The organism is Thermoplasmata archaeon (assembly GCA_015063285.1).
Lineage (GTDB): Archaea > Thermoplasmatota > Thermoplasmata > Methanomassiliicoccales > Methanomethylophilaceae > Methanoprimaticola.
Map to the genome: position 1 here is coordinate 215815 of SUST01000002.1, position 20982 is coordinate 236796.

Below are 20982 nucleotides of genomic sequence, written 5' to 3' on the forward strand. Positions count from 1 at the left end.
ATGGCAAATTGTACGCCAAGACATCAGCCCACCACTGATAAGGTGAATTTCATGTCCTACGATGCAGAATCCATCGAAAAACTGACAGTAATGTATGAGAGCCAGTCCCCGAACGCATTCATCGCGTTCTCTATGGAGGGGCTCCCCCAGGATAACGACCACGCAGAGCGTTTTGACAAAAAGGCAGACGATGAGCATTCTGAGCTTACCAAGTGCGACTATACTTGCTGCAACGACAAAGGATACTGCAACACCTGGGGATGGCATCTTTGTGTTATCGGAACCGTCGTAATCCTTATCGCGTGCTGCTGTTACGCCACTGACGGATTCTTTGGTGCATGGCCTTTCTGGCCCTTCTGATTTTACATTCACAGCCGTCACGGTGCATCGTCCGTGACGGTTCATCTTTAACATGAATCCACACATCACCATCGTTATCAAACCGACACTTTTCTGCAATATTGACTGCAAACACTGTTATCATACACCCGAAGAGAGGGTGAAAGGCGAGATCTCCCTGGAAAGGGTGGAGAAGCTCATCAGGATGGCTTCCGAGGAGTATCAGACAGCATGGTTCATCTGGCATGGCGGAGAACCGCTCACTCTGCCGATGTCCTTCTACAAAGAAGTCATCGCCATGGAGGAGAAGTACTTCGGGAAGAACTCCATGAGGTACGGGAACACCATCAACACCAACGGTACTCTTCTGAACAAGAGGCTCATGGCCTATTGCAGGGAGAAGAAGATCAATGTGGGAGTCTCATACGAAGGCCCCTGCAACAGTATTCTCAGGGCGGAGGATGTGGAAAAGACATTGAAGACGCTTTCCGCCAAGGACAACAAGTATTCTGTCGGAGCTACCATATCCAAGGAGTCGGCTCTCAGGCAGAAGGAGATCTATCAGTATTTCAGGGAAAAGGACATCAGCGTTTCACTCTCGCCTGTGATCGCAGCAGGATGCGGGAAGTGCTACGTCCCCGATACTAAAGAATTCGTCAAAGGAAGCATCGAGGCATATGACCAGTGGTTTTATGACAAGACCGCGAGGGTCCCGCTAATGCCATTCTACCAATACATAATGCATTATTTGGGAGAACCAATCCCTTCGGATTGCGCCCACACATCATGCCTTACGAAATGGTTGTGCATGTATCCGGACGGTTCTCTGTATCCGTGCGCTAAGGCATGTCCTAAGGATTTCTGCATGGGGAACATAGACGGTATCGATTCCATCGCGGATGCATTCAAGTCAGACGGATTCAGGAACATTCTCGTCGGCTCGATAGTGAGGCGCGAGAAGTGTTCGAAGTGCGATATCTTCGAATACTGCAACGGAGGATGCAGCGTGGATGCCTTTTATGAGAACGGTCTGACGGAGAACGGCGGACAGTCCTGTGAGGCATACAAGGTGATATTCGGACATGTTGCTGAATCCATCCAGAGGATAATCGATGAGAAGCCCGATCTCGACGAGTACAATCCCTTTGTTAAGGATGCAATAATCGGCAAACTGATCAATCCGAAGAACACTGGTCTTTGAATCAGTCGAAGATTCCGGTGCTCATGTATTTCTCTCCGCCGTCAGGCAGAATCGCCAGAATGATCTTGTCGGGTTCTTCCTCAGCCTTTTTAAGAGCGGCATAGACCGCAGCACCAGATGATATTCCGCAGAAGATTCCTTCTTTACGAGCCATTTCCACCGTGGTCCTGATTGCATCGTCGCCTTTGACTGTGACGACATCTGCGAGAAGATCCCTGTCGAAGATGGTGGGGACGAAATTTGCCCCTATCCCTTGAATCTTGTGGGGTCCCGCCTTGCCTTCAGTCACAAGGGGGCTCTCTGCAGGCTCCACACCTATCACTTTGGCCCTGGAACCAGCATCTTTGAATGCCAAGGCAAGTCCGCATGCGGTTCCTGCTGTGCCGAAACCGGAGAAGACATAATCGATATCAGGCAGGTCGCGGAGGATCTCCCTCCCGGTCCCCACACGGTGGGCGACCGCATTCATAGGGTTGTCGAACTGGCCGCATACCCATCCTCCGGTCTCTTTGGCGATTTCATTTGCCTTTTCCACAGCAGCCCCCATTCCGCCAGATCCCGGCGTGAGGACTATCTCAGCCCCGTACGCGCGTATGGCCTGTCTGCGCTCCAGCGACATGGAATCCGGCATCACGATGACTGCCCTGTATCCGCGTACTGCTGCGATCATAGCTATGGCGATACCTGTGTTTCCGGAAGTGGGCTCGATGATGGTCCCGCCCTTCTTCAGGACACCTTTGGCCTCCGCATCCTCGATCATCGATAGAACAGCGCGGTCCTTGATGGATCCCCCGGGGTTGCCTCTCTCTATTTTGACATATACCTTTGAACCCTCGGCTGGAAGTTTGTTCAGACGGACTATGGGGGTTTCGCCTATCGTTTCGATGATGTCATTGAAGACTGCCATGCCTTTTGTAATCATAAACATCCTATATTATCCTAGCCAAAATTGAAAAACAGGACGCGGTATAGGGGGTTCATGGAATACTCGGAGAAGGAGGCTAAGGCTGTTGTTTGGGCATGCTACATATCAGGCTTCATAGCCCCTCTTCTGAGCACGATGATGAACCTTTCTCTGGTAAACATCGGAGAGGACTTCAACACAGGTTCTCACGACCTCGCCTATGTGAATTCCGCATTCCTGTTGGCATCGGTCCTATTCATGGTACCGTTCGCGAAGCTAGCGGACATTATAGGAAAGAAAAAAATGTTCGTGATAGGCCTGATGATAATCGTCATAGGCTGTTTCATCGCATGTCTGGCGCCGGGATTCTGGTTCGTTGTCCTGGGAAGGGCAATTATCGGTGTAGGTGCGGCTTCGATCGCCACTGTCAGCATATCAATGATCACTGACGTCACCCCTCCCCAAAGAAGAGGGACGGCTCTAGGCTACAACACCATGTTCATTTACATGGGGCTATCATTAGGTCCGTTCATCGGAGGGACTCTCAATGATCTCATCGGATGGAGGCTGCTATTCCTTCTGACCGTACCTTTGGCGGCCATATCGACATTCATCATCCTCAAGGGTTTCAAAGGAGATATCAGGCCGGATCCAGACGGAGTCTTCGATACCAAAGGTTCGATAATCTATGGTATCGCAATCATGCTTTCGATGGGAGGTGTGATGAACCTTCCGGCTACCTGGGCCGTCGTATCTTTGATGGTCGGTCTGTTGTTCTTCATATTGTTCATCAAGAATCAGATAGGCAACAGCCATTGTCTTCTGAAGATGAGCCTGTTCAAGAATTGGGTGTTCACAGGTTCATGCATAGCCGCATTTATGAGCTATGCCGCTTCATACTCCATCTCCTTCTTCCTTGCCCTGTACCTGCAGAGTATCGGAAGCCTCACTGCGACCGAGGCCGGTGTTGTCATGGTCACTCAGCCCTTGGTCCAATGCCTTACTACCGCTTATTTCGGAAAGCTTACTGATAGGATGGAGAACAAGGCCATCCTCCCAACAGTAGGTATGGTCCTTACTGCGGTGTGTTTGTTCACATATACGACCTATGATATCGACACCCCTCTCTACATGCCGATAGTCTCTATGATCATCGGAGGATTGGGATTCGCTATGTTCTCCTCCCCGAATACTACGATCATAATGTCCTCGGTGCCAAGGGAGCACACCAGCGAGGCATCCGGAATGGTTTCCTTCATGAGACAGTCGGGAATGGTGGTCAGCATGGGTATTGCCATGCTGATAATCACAGTGACCATGGGTTCTACTGATAATCTGGGCCCGGAGACGTACGGATTGTTCCTTGATGCCATGACCCTCTCTATGACTGTTTGCCTGGTCATGTGCATCATCGGAGCGATAACCTCTGTATTTAGAGGAATTCCTAAAAAAAATTAAATAAGATTATGTAAAAATAATCAATTTATACTATTCTACGCATTTTTTCCCTAATGGATGAAGCGGCTAAGAGCAATTTTGATTTCCAGAAGATAATTGCAGTCGTAGGATTCTCTTTGATGGCGATCAAGTTTGTCGCCTATTACCTGACAGGATCGATGGCGATTCTAACAGATGCTTTGGAATCGATCGTCAATGTGGTGGCTGCTTTCGTAGGTCTGTATGCATTATACCTTTCTGCACAGCCTGCCGATAAATCGCATCCATTCGGCCACGGTAAGATCGAAAACATCTCCGCCATCATAGAAGGTACCATGATACTCGTTGCAGGCGGTCTGATCATATACGAGTCCATAATGTCCTTGCTGAATCCTGGAGAGATAAGAAAGCTGGATGTCGGTTTAGTTATTGTCGCCGCTGCGGCATTGGTCAATTTCCTAGTAGGAAGGGCTGCGGTAAGGAAAGGAAAGAAGACACGTTCTCCCGCACTCGTGGCAAGCGGAAAGCACCTTTGTTCGGACACCTATTCTTCAGTGGGCATCATAGTGGGTTTGATGGTTGTTTATGTTGCCATGTCCCTGGGGTATGATGCAGCATGGCTGGATTCTTCCATTGCGATAATATTCGGAATAATCATCGGATTAACAGGAATTCACGTCATAAAGCGCAGCATCGACGATTCCATGGATAGGAACGATGAAGAACTCATGGAGCAGATCACAGCCTTACTCAACGAATACAGGCACGATGATTGGATCGACATATACAAGGTAAGATTGATCAAGTACGGTCACGGACTGTTCGTCGATATGCATCTCGTTCTTCCCAGGGATATGTCTGTATTGGAATCATATGAGGAGGAGGCGCAGATCGAAGAGGCCATCAAATGGAAATTCGGTGAAGAGGTCGAGGTGTCGGTCACAGCTTCGCCATGTACCGAATTTTTCTGCAGATACTGCGATAGGAATTGTTTCAACAGATGCGAGGGCTATGAGAAGAATCTCAAATGGACCTCGGATTCGCTGATGAACCCGTACATGCATAACCCTCCCAGAGTCATCGTCATCGACGGTTCTTTAAACAACGACCGCTGATACGTTGGACATGAGTCAGGAAATACCTGCGGAGATCTCCGCTGTCGGATTGGAAGAGTGGTTCGGTTCGCTCAACGATATGAACAAGGTCAAGGTAAAGAGATACTTGAACTGCATAGACACCACATCCAAGCAGGGTTTCCTGGTCGATCTCATGGTCCGCTCCAGCAATGACGCGAACTACAAGCTTTCTGTCATTGCCGGAGAGTACGCTCTGTCGCAGGAACTGTCTGATTATGACAGGTTCAAGGTCACCGAGGCATACATAGACGGGCTGTTCGGAGCGGAGGAGTTCGACAAGCTCAAAGAGGAATGCTGCAAGAATCTCGATCTGTTCCCATCAATCAAGGATCAGTTCCTTGAGGATAACGGCGGCGAGCTTCCTAAGACCATCTATTGCCGTAACAGGCTCATAGACACCATGGTCGGTGTCGAATCCGATTACGAGGGTGCGATCCAAGCATTGGATGAGTTCGTTGCCATCGGCATAATGAACGAGGACGAGCTCAGCTATCGTAAGCAGAGTCTGAAGATCCACAGGATGCAGAGAACGTTCGACAGCGTCTTTAGTCTTCGCCCGAAGGAATGAGACTTCTCCAAGATATCATCGGGATCACGTCGATAGCAGGTTCCTCGTAAGGGTGGACATCGGATATCGTCGCGATCACCTTCTCGAGGTCCTTCTTTTTGACGGCGAATTCGACTCTCATCTCGTCAGCGACCTCTATTTTGCCTATCGTTCCGTTGTAAGGGTTCGCTCCAGGCAGAGGCCTCCAGGTCCCTTTCACCGGCCAATACATGTATGTGCGGTCGTAGTTGGGATAAAGAGGCTCCATGACATCATTCACGGAATCCATCAAACGCTCGAGGAATTCCTCGGGGATGTTCACGCCTATCTTGTAGATATCAGGATCTGTTGGCATCGTATTCCTTTATGATGCGGTCGACCTCTTCAAGACGCTGAGGTATCTGGGCATTCATCTTCCTTGCACCCTTTGCGAGCCATGCTGTGCTCAGGACCGTAGCGAGTCCGGCCATCCAAGGGGTTGTGTAAGCGTACGCTGCGAATATCCCGGTGACCTTCTTCAGATCATTGATGCTGAGGATCTTCTCTATCAGGTGGTCACCTTCCACAGGTTCAAGCTTTCCCCTCAGAGCTTTTCTAAGGAGTTTTGCTCCTCCGAGCGCAACCTCTATGCTCCACTGGACCTGTCCCAGTACCGGAGCGGGCACACCAGCCGCCTTCGTGGTCCTGTTCAGGATGGACTTTCTGAAGTCCTCGGCGGTGGTCCCTTCGAACTCGGTCCAATTGTATCCCGATGTGTAGATTGAGTGTGCATCGGAACCGGACATGTCGGCCCATCTGCCAGGGTACCTGTCCATGACCAATCTGGCGAACTTGTTGGAATAAGCGTCGGGATGTCCTCCGTTGATGGTCTCGAAACCATCTATGTCCAGAGTGAGGATGCGTTCCTTGAGGCCGAAGACATGGTAGCTGAAAGGATGGGGTGCTATAACGAGCCCTCCCTGTTCGCGAATGATGTCCACCGTTTCCTCGATCGGCAGATCCTCAGGTATCCTTTCGTTCAGGAAAAGTCCGATGACCTCTCCGTCATGAGTTGTGACCTCTTCCCCCACTATGACGTCGATATCGTCGAATCTCTTTGCATACTCTTGAGCGATGAATGCTCCTCTCGTTTCATCGTGGTCCGTGATCGCGATGACGTCCATACCGTTCTTTCTGCACTTGTCCACCTGCATCTCGGGCGAGAGGACAGATTCTGGAAATTTCATCACTCCTAACTTTGAAAAACCCGAGTACTGAGTGTGAAGGTGTGTGTCCGCTTTTCCCATCTTATGCCTCCGATCATTGATTGGTCTGCTGCAGAGCGTCGGAATAATAGTACTCGCCCTTGGACTTCTGTTCCCTGTCTAGTCTGGACTCGGGTTTGTTTATCCTCGGACGGTGCGAATCCGCATCTCTCCTGAATGTTATATCTACTGCTGCCAGGAACTTATTCATTCCTTCGCGCATGTCAAAAGGTCCGTCACCGACACCGTGGTGTCCCGGATCGCCTCCGAACACCATCATCGAATCGGAGACCATGTCAAGGAAATAGATGTCGTGGTCGACGATCATTCCGCTGCGTCCAGTCTTTTCCATCATTCTCCTGATGGTCTTGGCAGCATTCATCCTCTGGTTGGAATCAAGATATGCAGAGGGCTCGTCGAACAGATACATATCCGCCTCAGTGGCGAGGCACATTGTGATAGCTACGCGCTGTAGTTCTCCTCCGGACAGGTTCTTCACCTGCTTGTCCATGAGGTATTTGATGCCCAGCGGTTCAAGGACTTCTCCGTTGAAGAAGCTGGTGTTGACAGTATCGTAGTATTTCATGAACAGAAGGTCCTGAACCGTTCCGTCGAAATCTGCCGAGATGTACTGGGGTTTGTATGCTACTTTGACCTTGTTATCCATCTCTCCAGAGTCTGGCTCTATCGCTCCGGCCAGCATCTTAACGAATGTCGTCTTTCCGGTGGCGTTCGGTCCCACGATTCCGACGGATTCTCCGATCTTCACAGCTCCTCCGGTGATGTCCAGTTTGAACTCTCCGAAGTCTTTCTTCAGATCCTTGAACGATATGATGTCGGCAGTCTGCCAGTCCGCTCTGGGAGGCGACGCCTCAAACTCAATGGGTCTGTCCCTGAACCTGATATTCTCCTCGGGGAGGTATCCGTCCAGATAGACGTTGATGGCGGTCCTGACCTGCCTGGCCATTGTGAATACTCCGTATGCTCCTTCGGTACCGTAGACGACGTTAACGTTGTCTGCGAGGAAGTCCAGGATAGCTAGGTCGTGTTCGATGACCATCACCTGTTTCTCTGCGCTCAGAGCCTTGATGAGCCTTGCCATCTTGACTCTCTGATAGATGTCCAGATAGGAAGTGGGTTCATCGAAGAAGTAAACGTCCGCATCCTTCATCATGGTAGCTGCCATGGCCAGACGCTGCAATTCTCCTCCCGAGAGTTTCGACAGTTCCCTGTCCAGAACCTCTGTGAGATCGAACGTCTCTGCTGCTTCTTCAAGAGTCATGCGCTCCTGGACCTTGGACAGAAGGTCTTTGACGACTCCGTTGGATGCTTTGGGAAGAAGGTCGACATACTGGGGTTTGATCGCTGTCCTGACCTTGCCTTCGTATACGTTCTTCAGGTAATCGTGGATCTCGGTACCTGCGAAGTGCTTCAGCACCTCCTCCTTGGAAGGAGGGTTTTCATAGTTACCTAGGTTGGGAATCTCTGCACCTGATAACATTTTGATCGCAGTGGATTTTCCAATACCGTTAGGTCCAAGAATACCGGTGACCAGCCCCTTTTTGGGAACAGGCAGCCTGTACAGACGGAAACTGTTCTCGCCGTATTGGTGGATCATCTGCTCCTTCAGTTCATCGGCCAGACCGATGATCTTGACGGCATCGAACATACATTTGTTGACGCAGATACCGCAGCCTTGGCAGAGCTCTTCCGAGATGATGGGCTTGCCTCTCTCACCGAATGTGACGCACTCCACTCCAGTTCTATTGAGTGGGCAGAATTTCTCGCATTCATGATTACATTTCCTGTTCTGACATCTGTCGATCAGGACCGCTGCTATCCGCATGCTGTGGTCGATTCAATTATAATATAAATAAGGTCAGTCGGGAACTGCGACTAGCCTGAACGGAGAGGTCATTCCGCGGGGATTTCTTTCTTCTTCTTGAAGACGAAATACTTGCTGAAAACCCAATTCAGGATGATTTCGATTATGCTGGTGATGATCTTTGCCAGGAAACCGGGGGTGTCGACGATGAACGTGTCGATTCCGAAGTACAGCAATATCGGGAACAGGATCCAAGCTATGATTCCGGTGAATATCCTGGACCCTATGAACGCAGCCAGTTCCTTGGCGACTGTTTTCAAGGCTAAGCTCTTGGCCTCGAAGACGTACCATTTATTCACGACGAAGGCGAACAATACCGCTACCAGCCATGACAGTATATTGGCGACATTCAGCTCGAAATGTAGGAAGTCTGTGAAGAGGAAGTATGAACCCCAACAGACGAAGGTGGTGGCGACGCCCATTATCACGTACATGATAATTTCGCGATATTTGGTGAATAAATCCTTCGCCACTCCCATGCCCTATTGTATTCTTAGGATGTAAATATACTTATGTAAAAAATCGAAGTCTGGAACATTGGCTTTTATGTCCTTATTCAGGCTCGAATTCCGCACTTCTCCTTAGTTTGTTTCCGAACAGTCTAGTCATCAGTTTGAACATACCATATGCAAGTATCATGTCGAGTATGGCTGAGATGATCATTCCTAGAAGGTCAAGAATCTCCAGCGGTGCATCTATGTTGTCCATGACGATGAATTTGATGAAGAACATGATCGCCATGTAGAACGCATACATCCAAGGCAGTGCATTCCTGCCCAGATATTCGAGCGGTCTGCATCTGAGCCTTCCTTCAGGAATACGGAAGGTCAGAATGAAGAAGGGGATAGCGAGGACGACCGATCCGATGTAGAGGCTCGAGTACACGACGCCGGTCATCGGGGTAAAGTTGATGACCTCCCATACGGACATAGCCGCACCGATGACGGCAATTACTAGGAGAACCCATGTGTTCCAAAGGTCCGTCCTGTCGCTGTATTTGTGCAGGTAGTATCCCAACGGGAAGAAGAAGAACCCTTCGAAACAGTAGAACACCTGACCTATGCTGTATGTGCTCACCCCGGCTATTTCGGGAATCGATGCCCAGGCGCAGATGTCGGCCGTGAAGATCAGTATCGCCAGACAGATCGATCCGAATATCATGGAATACTTGAAGTTCACATGGTACCTGTAAAGGATCCAATGCAACAGATAGATGACGAACAGGAAGATGACGAACCATATGTGCTTATTGGACCAGTTCATGACAATGAGGCCCTCCATGAGTTCGTCCGCTGAGATGACTCCGAAGGCATAGTATATGCAGTCCAGTCCGAAATACAGTACTTTCATGATCACAAGGAGGATCAGGATCCTCATGGTCTTCTTCTTGAGGCTCTTCTCCGAATGTCCGTCGGCGGAATACAGGAAGTATCCCGATATCATGAAGAACATGGGCATCGCAAATCTTCCCACGCCCTCAACGAATTCATAGGCGTTCATTCCGAATAGCTGATAGCAAGGTTCGTAATGGACGAAAATGATGGCAAAGATAATCAGAACGCAGAATGTCCTCAGAAAGTAGTTCTCCCTTTTTTCGGCATTCGGCGCATCCGGCATGATGTTGCAATGGCAATCATGGTTAAAACCATGTTCCCTCCTTTTCATCATTCAGCAATGGGAGAAGGCTGCTCTTTGTGGATGCGGGCGATCTCCATGATGGTCATGACAAACGTTGCCACGATCATCAGGTTGCGGATTAGCATCAGTATCATGCCCAGGTCGTTGATGTTCGTACCTCCGCCAAGGTACCCATAGAGATAGGCGAAATTCACTTGGGTGAGAACGAATGCCGCTATCAGGGTATACAGCAGTCTCTTGCTGCGTACGCGGTCCGAAGTCATCATTATCGCCAGTGCATAGAACGGGATCGCCCAAATCAGGTACTGTGAGGAGAACACTTTCCCGATCAGCATGAACGCTAGGGTAACCCCCAGCATCGCGAGCACCAACAGATAGGCTCTTTCTTTCTCCCTTTCTTCATTCTTTCTGACCAAAGCATAGTAGAAGATGATGATCAGGATTGACAGGACCATGATTGGCGAAAGGATGTTTGCAATCGCGTCGGGGATAGGTCCTACCAGATTATCGGAACCAAAGCTTCCCTCCATCCAGGCTGGATAGATGCTGGTCTCGATCAGCCCCATCATTGAGAATGGATAAAGGAGCGTGGCCGCCAGGGAACCGATCTCTAGAGGGCGGTTGCTATGGTAGCTCAGGAATCCCATGAACAGGTCCGGGTCGATCAGCATCAGTGGAACGAAGATTATTGCCGAAGTGAGAGCGAACCAGAACAATCCCTGACCGGCACCTCTCCAGTCCTTCTGAACGATGTAGATCATCAGGAATATCGGGAAGTACATCGAAGGGTAAAGTTTGGTCATCATTCCGAGGGCCAGCAGTATGAACGCCTACATGGGGCGTTTGGTCAGGATAAGGTAGAATGCTGCCAAGGACATGACCGCTGTCACGATGTCGTAACGGTCGGTGATGAACTCCAGCAAAAGGACCATGAGTACGCTGTATACGGTCATGGCTTTTACCTGACTGAATTCCAATCTCTCAGCCAGGCGTCTTGTGAGGACCAGTCCGATGATGGTGAAAACGTACATCTCGATGACGAATCCCACATTGTATCCGAACGGATCGGAGAAGAACAGGCGCGGTATGATCATGAAGACGAATGCGAACGGCGGATACTCCATGATCGGGATCTCTCCGTTGAACAGAGGCTCCACATCCTTCCAGTATCTGTCGCGTATCACCTCGGTTTCGATGTTTCCGACATAGATCGCGACGAGGTAACCGATGAATGCAATGGCTAGGGCAAGTGAGAGGTATAGCTCTATCCTCTGTACTCTGTCCAACTCCTTCAGCATCCGTTCCCTCCGACTAATCGGTGTCGAGACTTCCCAATCTCATGATGATATTGTGGGGATGATATATGATATTCTCGTGGTTTTTATGAAATAGCGTAAATATCTAACACTGATGGAGGGGTCATGGCCGAGAGCACGGAGGGCGTAAGGGTCCTCTTGGGTAATCAGAGGAAGGGCATACTGACCCTTGCGGTACCCATAGCGATAGCTCTCTTCGTACAGAATCTCAATAATATCGTCGATAGTTTCTGGGTAGCGGATCTCGGCCAGAGAGCGATGGCTTCTTTGGGAGTGGTCTACCCAATCTATTCAATTCTCATCGGTATCGGTAACGGCTTAGGTATCGGAGTTTCCGCGGCCATTGCACGTAACATAGGTATGAAGAATCATGAGGATGCCAATGGAGTAGCCGGACAGGGTCTGCTGTTGACTTTCATCACATCCGTAATCATGACATCGATTCTGATGGTCACCGCAGAACCGGTCATAATACTGATGGGCGGAGAGGACATGCTGGATGAGTGTCTGTCATACGGTATACCGATCTACTTGGGTTCCTTTTTCATAATCCTCAGTGGAGTCATGTCGGGAATGCTCAGAGGAGAGGGTGCGGCAAGACGTTCAATGGCAATCCAGGTTGTCGGGGCGGTAGTGAACATCGTACTGGATCCCGTTATGATATTCTGGATGGACATGGGTGTGGCCGGAGCAGCTTGGGCGACCGTCGTGGCATTCGTAATCTCATCGGTTATGGCATTCTACTGGTATCTGAAAAGCAAGGATCTGTATGTCGATCTTCGGAGCAAGTACATCGTTAGATTCATCCCAAGATTACAGAAGGAGATCCTCAATGTAGGCCTTCCAGAGGCAGTGGAGCTTTCTGTGATGAACTTCTTCAACATATTCCTGAACATGTTCGTCATTATGAGCGCAGGCACCGCCGGATTGGCAGTGTACACTATGGTCTGGAGGATAGGATACATGACCGCGATCCCGGCCCAGTCCATGGGTGGAGCCTTGGTCGCCGTCTGTTCCGCCGAATATGGTATGAGGGAATTCGACAGGATCCGCGATGCCTATTCGTTCGCAGTCAAACGTTCGACCGCGCATGTCCTGGGATTGTGCCTGGTGTTCGCATTGTTCGCTGGTTTGCTTGCGGATATGTTCATCCGTACTGATGACATGGCCCATATGCATGATGAGATGGTCATGTTCACCTACACGATGTGCCTTTTCATGCCTGTGTTCTCCCTTACATCCGTCGGTTCAGCACTCATGCAATCTCTGGAAAAGGCTGGGCATGCCTTGGTCAATACTCTGGTTAGGAACATCATCCTGACCTTTGCATATTGGGTCGCCGCTATCTATTGGCCCGGTCTGTTGGGAATCGGTGTAGTGCTGATAATAATCGAATGTTTCGGAGGATTGGCCATGATATTGCACGGAAAGATCATACTGGACAAGGTGGAGAAACGGGAAACGGTAGCACCTTCCGCGTAATCTTTTATAAGGACGTGCGCGATTGACGGCACGGTTTCAACAATGTCGAAAGTCTGCATCAATATCGCTTGGCCCTACGCAAACGGGCCAATACATCTAGGACATGTCGCTGGATCGCTTCTGCCTCCCGACATCTTCAGAAGATACAACCTCCTGCTAGGCAATGAAGTGCTAATGGTCGGCGGATCAGATCAGCACGGAACGCCCATAACCATCTCTGCAGAGAAGTGCGGGATGTCCCCGGAGGAGTATGCGGACAAGTATCACGAGATTAACAAGAAGGCCATCGAGGACCTGAACATCCATTACTTCTTCAACAAAACGCACTGTCCAGTCCACTTCGAGGTCGTCCAGGACGTATTCAAGAGACTGATGGACAACGGTTACATCTACGTCAGGGAGACCAACCAGTACTTCTGCCCCAAGTGCGACCGTTTCCTTCCTGACAGGTATGTCGAGGGAATATGTCCCAAGTGCGGTGCGGAGAAGACACGTTCAGACCAGTGCGACAGTTGCGGAACCACATTCGAGCCCGGTGACCTGAAGGAGCCCTACTGCACCCTGTGTGGCTCCACTCCTGAGATCAGACCGACAAAGCATTTCTTCCTCAAACTGAGTGCATTCACCGACAGGCTCATCGATTATGTCAAGGACAAGGACTACTGGAGGCCAAACGTCAAATCGTTCACACAGAACTGGCTTCAGGGAGAGGGTCTGACAGACAGGGCCATCACCAGGGACATGTCCTGGGGGGTCCCGATACCCGTTGAGGGCTGGGATGACAAGGTCATCTATGTCTGGTTCGATGCGGTCATAGGATATCTCTCGGCATCAGTGGAGTATTCGAGGCAGATCGGTAAGCCCGATTACTGGAAGGAGTTCTGGCAGAATCCAGATTGCAAGCACTATTATTTCATCGGAAAGGACAACATCCCGTTCCATTCCATCATTTGGCCCGCGATTCTCATGGGCCTAGGAGATATGCAGCTCCCTTACGATATCCCTGCCAACGAATACCTTATGATCGGCGGTGGAAAGCTCTCCAAGAGTCGCGGAGGAGCGATCGACATCCCCAGTGTTCTCGAGAAGTACGATGCGGACGTCGTAAGATACTATCTGTCTGCAGTCATGCCCGATACCCACGACTCGGAGTTCACCTGGGAGGATTTCCAGACAAAGGTGAATACCGAATTGGTGGCCAACCTCGGTAACTTCTTCCACAGGTCACTGGACTTCTCCAAGAAGAACTTCGGAACCATCCCTGCGGGAGATTTGGATCCGGATGTCACCAAGGCAATCGAGGAGGCTGTCAAGGAGTTCAGCGAATGCCTCGGTCGCTGCGATTTCAAGAAGGCGTTGAAGGCCGTCATGAACTTGTCGTCCTTCGGAAACAAGTACTTCAACGATGCGGCGCCCTGGAAACTCGTAAAGGAGGACAAGGACGCATGCGGAAAGGTGATTCACAACGTCCTCAGAATCGTCCAGGCACTATCGATCATCTCTTGGCCTTATGTGCCTGCTGCAGCAGAAAAAGTGTGGGGATTCCTAGGGAACGCAGGAACCATACAGGATGCAGGACTGTCCGCAGCAACGAAGGATGTCGCCACCGGACAGCAGCTCAACGATTCGGTACCTGTATTCAAGAAGCTGGACATTCCAGAGCTCAAGCAGAATAACCAGAAACAGGAGAACAAGCAGGAGCAGCCCGCTACATTCACCGGACCGTTCGCAGACTTCAGGCGTCTGGATATCCGTGTGGGTACGATCGTATCCGTCGAGGATCATCCTGAAGCCGAGAAGCTCTATGTACTGAAGGTCAACCTGGGAGAGGAAGAGCCCAGGCAATTGGTGACGAACATCAAGTCCCTGTTCTCAAAGGATTACATGATGGGAAGGAGGCTCCTTGTGATCTCCAATCTGAAGAAGGCCAAGTTCCGCGGAGTGGAATCCTTCGGTATGCTCATGGCAGCCGATGACGAAGGGGTTGGAGGAGACCATCTGGCGCTTCTTAAGCCCAACACCGATGTGCCTGACGGAACCAAATTGAACTGCGGATTGGAGAACTCCTCATCAAGGATCGAGCTCAAGCAGTTCGAGGCTGTCAAGATCAAGGTATCATCCATTAAGGACGGTAAGTTCATGGGCAAGGACATCAAGCTGCCCGCCAACACCCCAAGGATGGTCACCGCAGTCATCGACGGCGATAATGTCATCCCGCTGGGTGACGGAAAGGAGTGTGTCATCACGGTCGATGACGATTCCCAGATCCTTGACGGAGCAGACGTTAGATGAAGGCAGACCTCCACGTCCACACGATGTTCTCTGTGGACGGCACGACCACGATGGAGCAGCTCATCAAAACAGCTAAGGAACGCGACATCGGCTGTATCGCTGTCACGGACCATAACGAGTTCAAGGCATTCGATCTCCTGAAGGACAACAAGGATGTCATAATCATACCTGCGGAAGAGGTCTCATCCACCGACGGCCATATAGTCGCTCTGGGGATAGACCGTCAGATTCCGAAGGGACATTCAATCGATGATACCATCAGGTTGATCCACGAGGCGGGCGGATACGCCTTTGCCGCACATCCGTACAGATGGTGGTCAGGACTTGGGGAGAAGAATACCAGGAATCACGATTTCGATGGTATCGAGGCCAGAAATGCACGCTCGATCCCTTCGGCAAACAGGAGATCTGAGAATCTGGCGAAGGAGATAGGAAAGCCTATCTCTGCGGGTTCAGATGCTCATAGGCCACGTCATATCGGGAACGGTTACATCGAAATTCCGGATTCTGTCACCAATTGGCAGGAAGCTGTCAAGGCCATTATGGCAGGTGACATCACCTTGGCGCACAGCCGTAGCAGGCACATGTTCGGAACGCTCAAATACGGAACCAAATCCATCGGTCAGTGGATGTTCCGCGGATTCAGGAAGATCTGAGCATGCCGTCGGTACCGGCCACCTTGGAAAGAGTGATGGCGATTTTGCCGGAGATAAGCTCCCGTAAGATGATGGGGGAATACCTGCTTTACAATGATGGAAAGCTCTTCGGAGGGATCTATGACGACAGACTTCTGTTGAAGATCACAAAGGCCTCAGCAAAGATGCTCAAAGACTGTCCTTCAGCCTTCCCATATGATGGAGGAGGGGAGATGATACTCTTCCCCGAGCCTTTCGATCCTGACTTGCTCAAGACGGTTGTGGAAGCGATGTGCGAGGAACTTCCTGCACGCAGAAAACGATTAAGATTGTTCTTTGATCTCGACCAGAAGGTCGTGGAAAGTGGTCTTCGAAGGGATGAGGTCCGGTTCTCTTCCTATAGATGCGAGCATATCGGCGGTCGGCCTTCCGATCGCAGCGACGTGAATCCTTCTCATCCTTTCGAGATGGTCTTCAGGAAACATCTCTTTCATCTTGTCGAAGAAAGTGGATGCCGACAGAGGGGATGTGAACGCCATCCAATCGAGTGTTCCGTCCCCTGCGGATTTCAGAAGTCTGATCATTTCATCCCCTGTATCTGCCGCTACCAGTTTGTAGACCGCGATATCCGCCAGTTCCAATCCGGAATCGGCGATCCCCTTTGATATGATGTCCGTTCCGTTGTCAGAGCGGACGGCGACTATCTTTCCCGATTTGTATCTCTCAGTGATCAGGCTCAATACACCATAGGATGAATGTTCCTCGGGAACGATGTCGACCCTTACACCTAATTCCTCCAAACGTCTGGCTGTGCCTGGTCCGATGGCGATGACTTCGCAAGGGGCCATCATGGTCCCGAATGATTCTCTAAATTCCTGACTGCAATGCTCGGCTGCCGTGGTAGAACCGAATATCACGGGGACTCCGTTGCCTAAGGAATCCTTTAGTCTGGCGAATTCTGATGCATCGCCGTGTATGATGTCCAGCGAAGGGGCGGCGAGAACTCTGAAACCAAGTCCTTCCGCCTCCTCCACCGAAGCTTTCAGTTTAGATGCGGGGCGTGTGAACCCCAATGTGATCATTTCAAGTCACCGAGGACTTCGCGAAGTGAAGCAACGGTACCGACGACCATGATTCCCGGAGGCTCCAAGGCCTTCTCCTTAATCGTCTTCTCCAGATTCTCGACGGTGGTGACCTCTACCCTCTGCTTGGGGGTCGAACCGCTGCAGATGATTGCCGCGGGCATATCGGGCCTCATTCCACCCTCGATCAGTCCTTTGGAGATGTTGCCTGCGTTTCCGAGCCCCATCAGGATCACCAGGGTTCCGTGTCCGCTTACGAGCTTCTTCCAATCAATGCGGTCCTCGGAACGGTCGTCCTTCTCGTGCCCAGTTACGAATGTGACCAGAGATGTGTGGTCGCGGTGGGTGACAGGTATTCCTGCGAGTTCGGGCACTGATATCGATGAAGAGACTCCGGGAACGACGTGGACTTCGGCACCAGCCTTCCTGAGTTCTTCTGCCTCCTCTGCTCCGCGTCCGAACAGGAACGGGTCCCCTCCCTTGAGTCTTACGACGATCTTTCCCTCGTTGGCGTACTTGACTAGCAGTTCGTTGGTCTCCCACTGCTTGAGGTGATGGTCGCCCCCACGCTTTCCAGCATCGATGAGCTGTGCCCCATCCTTGCATTCTTTGAGGAGCTCAGGGTTGGCCAAGGCATCGTACATGACGATGTCTGCATTCCTGAGAAGCTCCAATCCTTTTACTGTCATGAGTCCCGGGTCGCCCGGGCCTGCACCGACCAGATATACTTTTCCTGTCATAGCGAATCCCTCTTTCCGATAAGGTAATCCGCGATATCCTGCAATACCTGCGGATCGTGTTTCAATGGTATGGTGACCTCTACCTTCCTGGGTTCGGGCGTGTAATCGAAAGATATCGCCCTGACGATGATCGAGTCACCGTCAACCTCGGCGTTGATCCCCACGGGTGCGGAGCATCCGGCACCCATTATCCTCATGATCTCCCTTTCAGTATCCACGGCGGCACGGGTCTCCGCATGGTCCAGGGTCTTGAGCTTTCTGATCGTCTCCTCGTCGTCGGACCTGCATTCCACAGCGATGGTCCCCTGTCCGGGAGCGGGGATGAAAACCCTCTTGTCCAGAGTATGCATGGGACGTTCTATGCCCATTCTCTCCAATCCTGCCTTGGCCAGGAGTATGGCATCATACTCGCCGTTATCCAGTTTGTTCAGGCGGGTGTGTATGTTCCCTCTCAGCTGTACGATTTCGATGTCCGGGCGGATGGATTGGATCAGCCTCATCCTTCTGACGGACGACGTTCCTACCCTCGCACCTTTCGGAAGGTCTTCCAGCGGACAGGGAAGGATGATATCCTCGGGGGAATCCCTTTTGAATATCGCCGCCACGGTGAGCCCGGGAGCCATCTTCGTGGGGATGTCCTTCAGGGAATTGACGGACGCATCGATCTTCTTCTGAAGCATGGCATCGTCCAATTCACGGACGAATGCGCCGACTCCAGACATGGCGTTGAGAGGGGATGTGAGGTCGATATCGCCCAGAGCCTTCATGGATACGATCTCAATGGGCACTTCCGGGAAGGATTCGGCCATCTTCTTCTGGAAGATCTCCGTCTGGCGCATCGCCAGCTTGCTCTCTCTGGTCCCGACGATCATTGCTTCACGCTCTCGAAGAATCCTTTGAATTTCTCTTCCAGTTCCGCCACATCCTCTTTGGAGTGTGCAATGGACATGAAATCCACCTCAAGTGCGGACGGAGGAAGATAGACACCGTTCGCCAGCATGTACCTGAACATCCTGTCGAACATCTGACGGTCAGCCTTCATGGCCTCGGTTCCGTTGGTCGCCTTCTCGATTCCGAAGAATATCGAGAATATGGATGCCACGCTGTTGACGCATCCGGTAACCTTGTTGTCAGCCATGGATTCCCTGATCGCTCTGACGAGGCAGTCTGTGCGCTTCTCCAGTTTGTCGTAATTGTTATTGCTGCACATCAGATCGATGGCGGCGAGACCTGCCGCGGCAGATACCGGGTTGCCAGCGAATGTGCCTGCCACATAGACCTGCCCTTGGGGAGCGACATTCTCCATGATCTCTTTCTTTCCCATGAATGCCCCGGCGGCGAATCCTCCACCAACAATCTTCCCCATAGTGGTCATATCTGGGGTCACGCCGTATCTTTTCTGAGCGCCACCGGACGATGCACGGAATCCCATGATGACCTCGTCGAATATCAGGACGGTATCATGTTCATTCGTGATCTTGCGCACTTCCTCCAGATATCTCTTCTCGGGAGTGACTATCCCGACATTTCCGAGTATTGGTTCCATGATGACGCATGCGATATCATTCTTATCCAGTATGTCGGACATGTTCTGGGCATCGTTGTATTCTGCTGTGAATGTGTGCTTTGCGACGTCCTTCAGGACACCTTTGGATGAGGGAACGCCCCCAGCACTTCCGGAGCCTGCCGCGACCAACGCGGCATCGTGCGCACCGTGGAATCCCCCGTTCATTTTGATGATGTCGTCCCTTCCTGTGACGCCTCTCGCGACACGGATGGCATGCATGGTGGCCTCTGTGCCTGAGCATCCGAGCCTGACCATCTCTGCGGACGGGACCTCTTTGACGATCCTCTCGATCAGATTCAGTTCGGGCTCTGAAGGGGCACCGTAGACCGTACCGCGGGAAATCTGCTCTTTCGCTGCCTCCATGACCCTGGGGCATGCGTGCCCTGTGATGAGCGGCCCGTAGGCCATACAGAGGTCGATGTATTCGTTTCCGTCCGCATCCCAGACTTTGCTGCCCTGTCCTTTGGCGATGAATACGGGGTTGGGTTTGAATGCCCTTACAGGACTGGAGACTCCTCCAGGAGATACTTTCGAGGATCTTGCGTAGAGTTCAGCGGATCTGTCCATGGTATCACAACAGTTTTGCAGCATCCTCTGCGAAGTAAGTGATTATCATATCTGCGCCGGCTCTCTTAATTCCAAGGAGCGACTCCATCATGACGCGGTCGTGGTCGATCCATCCGTTGGCCGCGGCCGCTTTGATCATGGCGTATTCTCCGGAGACCTGATATGCCGCGAGGGGAAGATCGAAGGTGTTGGCCGCGTCTCTTATGATATCGAGGTAGGGTCCTGCGGGCTTCACCATTATCATATCGGCTCCTTCCGCGATATCGAACTCTATCTCCCTCATCGCTTCCTTCCTGTTCCCGCACTGCATCTGGTATCCTGCCCTGTTGCCCTTGCCGGGTGCGGAGTTAGCGACATCCCTGAAGGGTCCGTAGTAGGCACTGTAGAACTTCGCGCTGTAGGCCATGATCGGGACCCTCTTGTGTCCCGCATCGTCCAGAGCGGCTCTGATCGCAGAGATCTGGCCGTCCATCATTCCGCTGGGGGCAATGATGTCCGCTCCAGCATCCGCCTGTGAGACTGCTGTCTTCGCATAGAGCTCGATTGTCTCATCGTTCTTGACGCAACCGCAGTCGCTAAGGACACCGCAGTGCCCGTGGTCTGTATATTCACATAGGCAGAGGTCGGAGATGACCAGCATGTCCGAGTTCTCCTTCAGTCCCTCGATGGCCTTCTGGACGACACCGTCCTTGGCATATGCTCCAGAACCGACCGCATCTTTCTTGGCGGGTACTCCGAAAACGAGTACGTTGTTGACGCCGTTGCCTTGTATCCCCGATGCAATGGCGTCATAATCCTTGAGAGGGAATGTCGTAACTCCGGGCATAGAGGAAGTGGTCTTCTCTTGACTGATTGTCTCGTCGAAGAAGATGGGCAGGATGAACTGATTCGCGTTCAGTTTGGTCTCTGCTACCAGTTCTCTCATCCTTTCGCTCTGTCTGAGCCTTCTGAGGCGTACTTCAGGATACAT

Annotated in this window: 21 protein-coding genes and 1 pseudogene; 9 read left to right on the top strand and 13 right to left on the bottom strand. The window is 51.3% G+C overall.

Translation table 11 applies throughout. The annotated features are described in order from the left end of the window. The first annotated feature begins 51 nt into the window (after nucleotides 1–51). Both E7Z62_02425 and E7Z62_02430 read left to right on the top strand, forming a co-directional pair. Nucleotides 52–360, top strand: a complete 309-nt coding sequence (locus E7Z62_02425) for a hypothetical protein (protein MBE6521970.1) — start codon at nucleotides 52–54, stop codon at nucleotides 358–360. Nucleotides 361–412: 52 nt separating this feature from the next. Continuing rightward, entirely contained in the window at nucleotides 413–1540 is a 1128-nt protein-coding gene (locus E7Z62_02430) for a radical SAM protein (GenBank protein MBE6521971.1), read from the top strand. 1 nt (nucleotide 1541) lies between these two features. On the opposite strand, the gene cysK is transcribed toward E7Z62_02430, so the two are convergent. After that, on the bottom strand, nucleotides 1542–2447 hold the full coding sequence (cysK, locus tag E7Z62_02435; GenBank protein MBE6521972.1) for a cysteine synthase A: 906 nt from the start codon (nucleotides 2445–2447) through the stop codon (nucleotides 1542–1544). A 72-nt stretch (nucleotides 2448–2519) separates the two neighbouring features. On the opposite strand from cysK, the gene E7Z62_02440 reads away from it, so the two are divergent. From E7Z62_02440 to E7Z62_02450, 3 genes are read left to right on the top strand one after another with little or no spacing between them, the layout of a single operon-like run. Further along, complete coding sequence (locus E7Z62_02440; protein ID MBE6521973.1) at nucleotides 2520–3902, top strand: MFS transporter; 1383 nt, start codon at nucleotides 2520–2522, stop codon at nucleotides 3900–3902. Nucleotides 3903–3955: 53 nt separating this feature from the next. Beyond that, a complete protein-coding gene (locus E7Z62_02445) occupies nucleotides 3956–4996 on the top strand; it encodes a cation transporter (protein ID MBE6521974.1) in 1041 nt (346 codons plus the stop codon). A 10-nt stretch (nucleotides 4997–5006) separates the two neighbouring features. Next, nucleotides 5007–5585, top strand: a complete 579-nt coding sequence (locus tag E7Z62_02450) for a hypothetical protein (GenBank protein ID MBE6521975.1) — start codon at nucleotides 5007–5009, stop codon at nucleotides 5583–5585. Here E7Z62_02450 and E7Z62_02455 read toward each other — a convergent pair. From E7Z62_02455 to E7Z62_02485, 7 genes are all read right to left on the bottom strand, one after another. Then, on the bottom strand, nucleotides 5563–5919 hold the full coding sequence (locus E7Z62_02455) for a hypothetical protein (protein ID MBE6521976.1): 357 nt from the start codon (nucleotides 5917–5919) through the stop codon (nucleotides 5563–5565). The two genes, E7Z62_02450 and E7Z62_02455, sit on opposite strands and share 23 nt — an antisense overlap. Then, nucleotides 5903–6850, bottom strand: coding sequence for a PHP domain-containing protein (locus tag E7Z62_02460; protein MBE6521977.1), 948 nt, complete (start codon nucleotides 6848–6850; stop codon nucleotides 5903–5905). Before E7Z62_02460 ends, E7Z62_02455 begins: the two co-directional genes overlap by 17 nt. A 13-nt stretch (nucleotides 6851–6863) precedes the next feature. After that, nucleotides 6864–8654 carry a ribosome biogenesis/translation initiation ATPase RLI gene (locus E7Z62_02465; protein ID MBE6521978.1) on the bottom strand — a complete coding sequence of 597 codons (1791 nt, stop codon included), beginning with the start codon at nucleotides 8652–8654 and terminating at the stop codon, nucleotides 6864–6866. A gap of 68 nt (nucleotides 8655–8722) precedes the next feature. Next, on the bottom strand, nucleotides 8723–9172 hold the full coding sequence (locus E7Z62_02470; GenBank protein MBE6521979.1) for a GtrA family protein: 450 nt from the start codon (nucleotides 9170–9172) through the stop codon (nucleotides 8723–8725). 73 nt (nucleotides 9173–9245) lie between these two features. Further along, nucleotides 9246–10361, bottom strand: coding sequence for an acyltransferase (locus E7Z62_02475; protein ID MBE6521980.1), 1116 nt, complete (start codon nucleotides 10359–10361; stop codon nucleotides 9246–9248). Beyond that, nucleotides 10358–11137 carry a hypothetical protein gene (locus E7Z62_02480; protein ID MBE6521981.1) on the bottom strand — a complete coding sequence of 260 codons (780 nt, stop codon included), beginning with the start codon at nucleotides 11135–11137 and terminating at the stop codon, nucleotides 10358–10360. The genes E7Z62_02475 and E7Z62_02480 overlap by 4 nt, the downstream gene beginning before the upstream one ends. A 24-nt stretch (nucleotides 11138–11161) precedes the next feature. Continuing rightward, nucleotides 11162–11629: a hypothetical protein gene (locus E7Z62_02485; GenBank protein ID MBE6521982.1), complete on the bottom strand. Its 468-nt coding sequence runs from the start codon at nucleotides 11627–11629 to the stop codon at nucleotides 11162–11164. 123 nt (nucleotides 11630–11752) lie between these two features. On the opposite strand from E7Z62_02485, the gene E7Z62_02490 reads away from it, so the two are divergent. The 4 genes and pseudogenes from E7Z62_02490 (at nucleotide 11753) to E7Z62_02505 (ending at nucleotide 16379) form a co-directional block, all read left to right on the top strand. Then, nucleotides 11753–13129, top strand: a complete 1377-nt coding sequence (locus E7Z62_02490) for an MATE family efflux transporter (protein ID MBE6521983.1) — start codon at nucleotides 11753–11755, stop codon at nucleotides 13127–13129. A 42-nt stretch (nucleotides 13130–13171) separates the two neighbouring features. Further along, nucleotides 13172–15421: a methionine--tRNA ligase gene (gene metG, locus E7Z62_02495; GenBank protein ID MBE6521984.1), complete on the top strand. Its 2250-nt coding sequence runs from the start codon at nucleotides 13172–13174 to the stop codon at nucleotides 15419–15421. Beyond that, the gene (locus E7Z62_02500; protein ID MBE6521985.1) at nucleotides 15418–16077 is read left to right on the top strand and encodes a PHP domain-containing protein; all 660 of its coding nucleotides are present in this window, start codon (nucleotides 15418–15420) and stop codon (nucleotides 16075–16077) included. The genes metG and E7Z62_02500 overlap by 4 nt, the downstream gene beginning before the upstream one ends. Nucleotides 16078–16079: 2 nt before the next feature. Then, nucleotides 16080–16379: pseudogene (locus E7Z62_02505) on the top strand (transcriptional regulator). Here the strand turns inward: E7Z62_02505 and E7Z62_02510 are convergent. From E7Z62_02510 to hemB, 5 genes are read right to left on the bottom strand one after another with little or no spacing between them, the layout of a single operon-like run. Beyond that, nucleotides 16380–17138, bottom strand: a complete 759-nt coding sequence (locus E7Z62_02510) for a uroporphyrinogen-III synthase (GenBank protein ID MBE6521986.1) — start codon at nucleotides 17136–17138, stop codon at nucleotides 16380–16382. Then, a complete protein-coding gene (gene cobA, locus E7Z62_02515) occupies nucleotides 17135–17878 on the bottom strand; it encodes a uroporphyrinogen-III C-methyltransferase (GenBank protein ID MBE6521987.1) in 744 nt (247 codons plus the stop codon). Before cobA ends, E7Z62_02510 begins: the two co-directional genes overlap by 4 nt. Beyond that, nucleotides 17875–18750, bottom strand: a complete 876-nt coding sequence (hemC, locus tag E7Z62_02520) for a hydroxymethylbilane synthase (GenBank protein MBE6521988.1) — start codon at nucleotides 18748–18750, stop codon at nucleotides 17875–17877. Before hemC ends, cobA begins: the two co-directional genes overlap by 4 nt. Next, a complete protein-coding gene (locus tag E7Z62_02525) occupies nucleotides 18747–20012 on the bottom strand; it encodes a glutamate-1-semialdehyde 2,1-aminomutase (GenBank protein MBE6521989.1) in 1266 nt (421 codons plus the stop codon). Before E7Z62_02525 ends, hemC begins: the two co-directional genes overlap by 4 nt. Before the next feature lie 4 nt (nucleotides 20013–20016). Continuing rightward, nucleotides 20017–20982 carry a porphobilinogen synthase gene (gene hemB, locus E7Z62_02530; protein ID MBE6521990.1) on the bottom strand — a complete coding sequence of 322 codons (966 nt, stop codon included), beginning with the start codon at nucleotides 20980–20982 and terminating at the stop codon, nucleotides 20017–20019.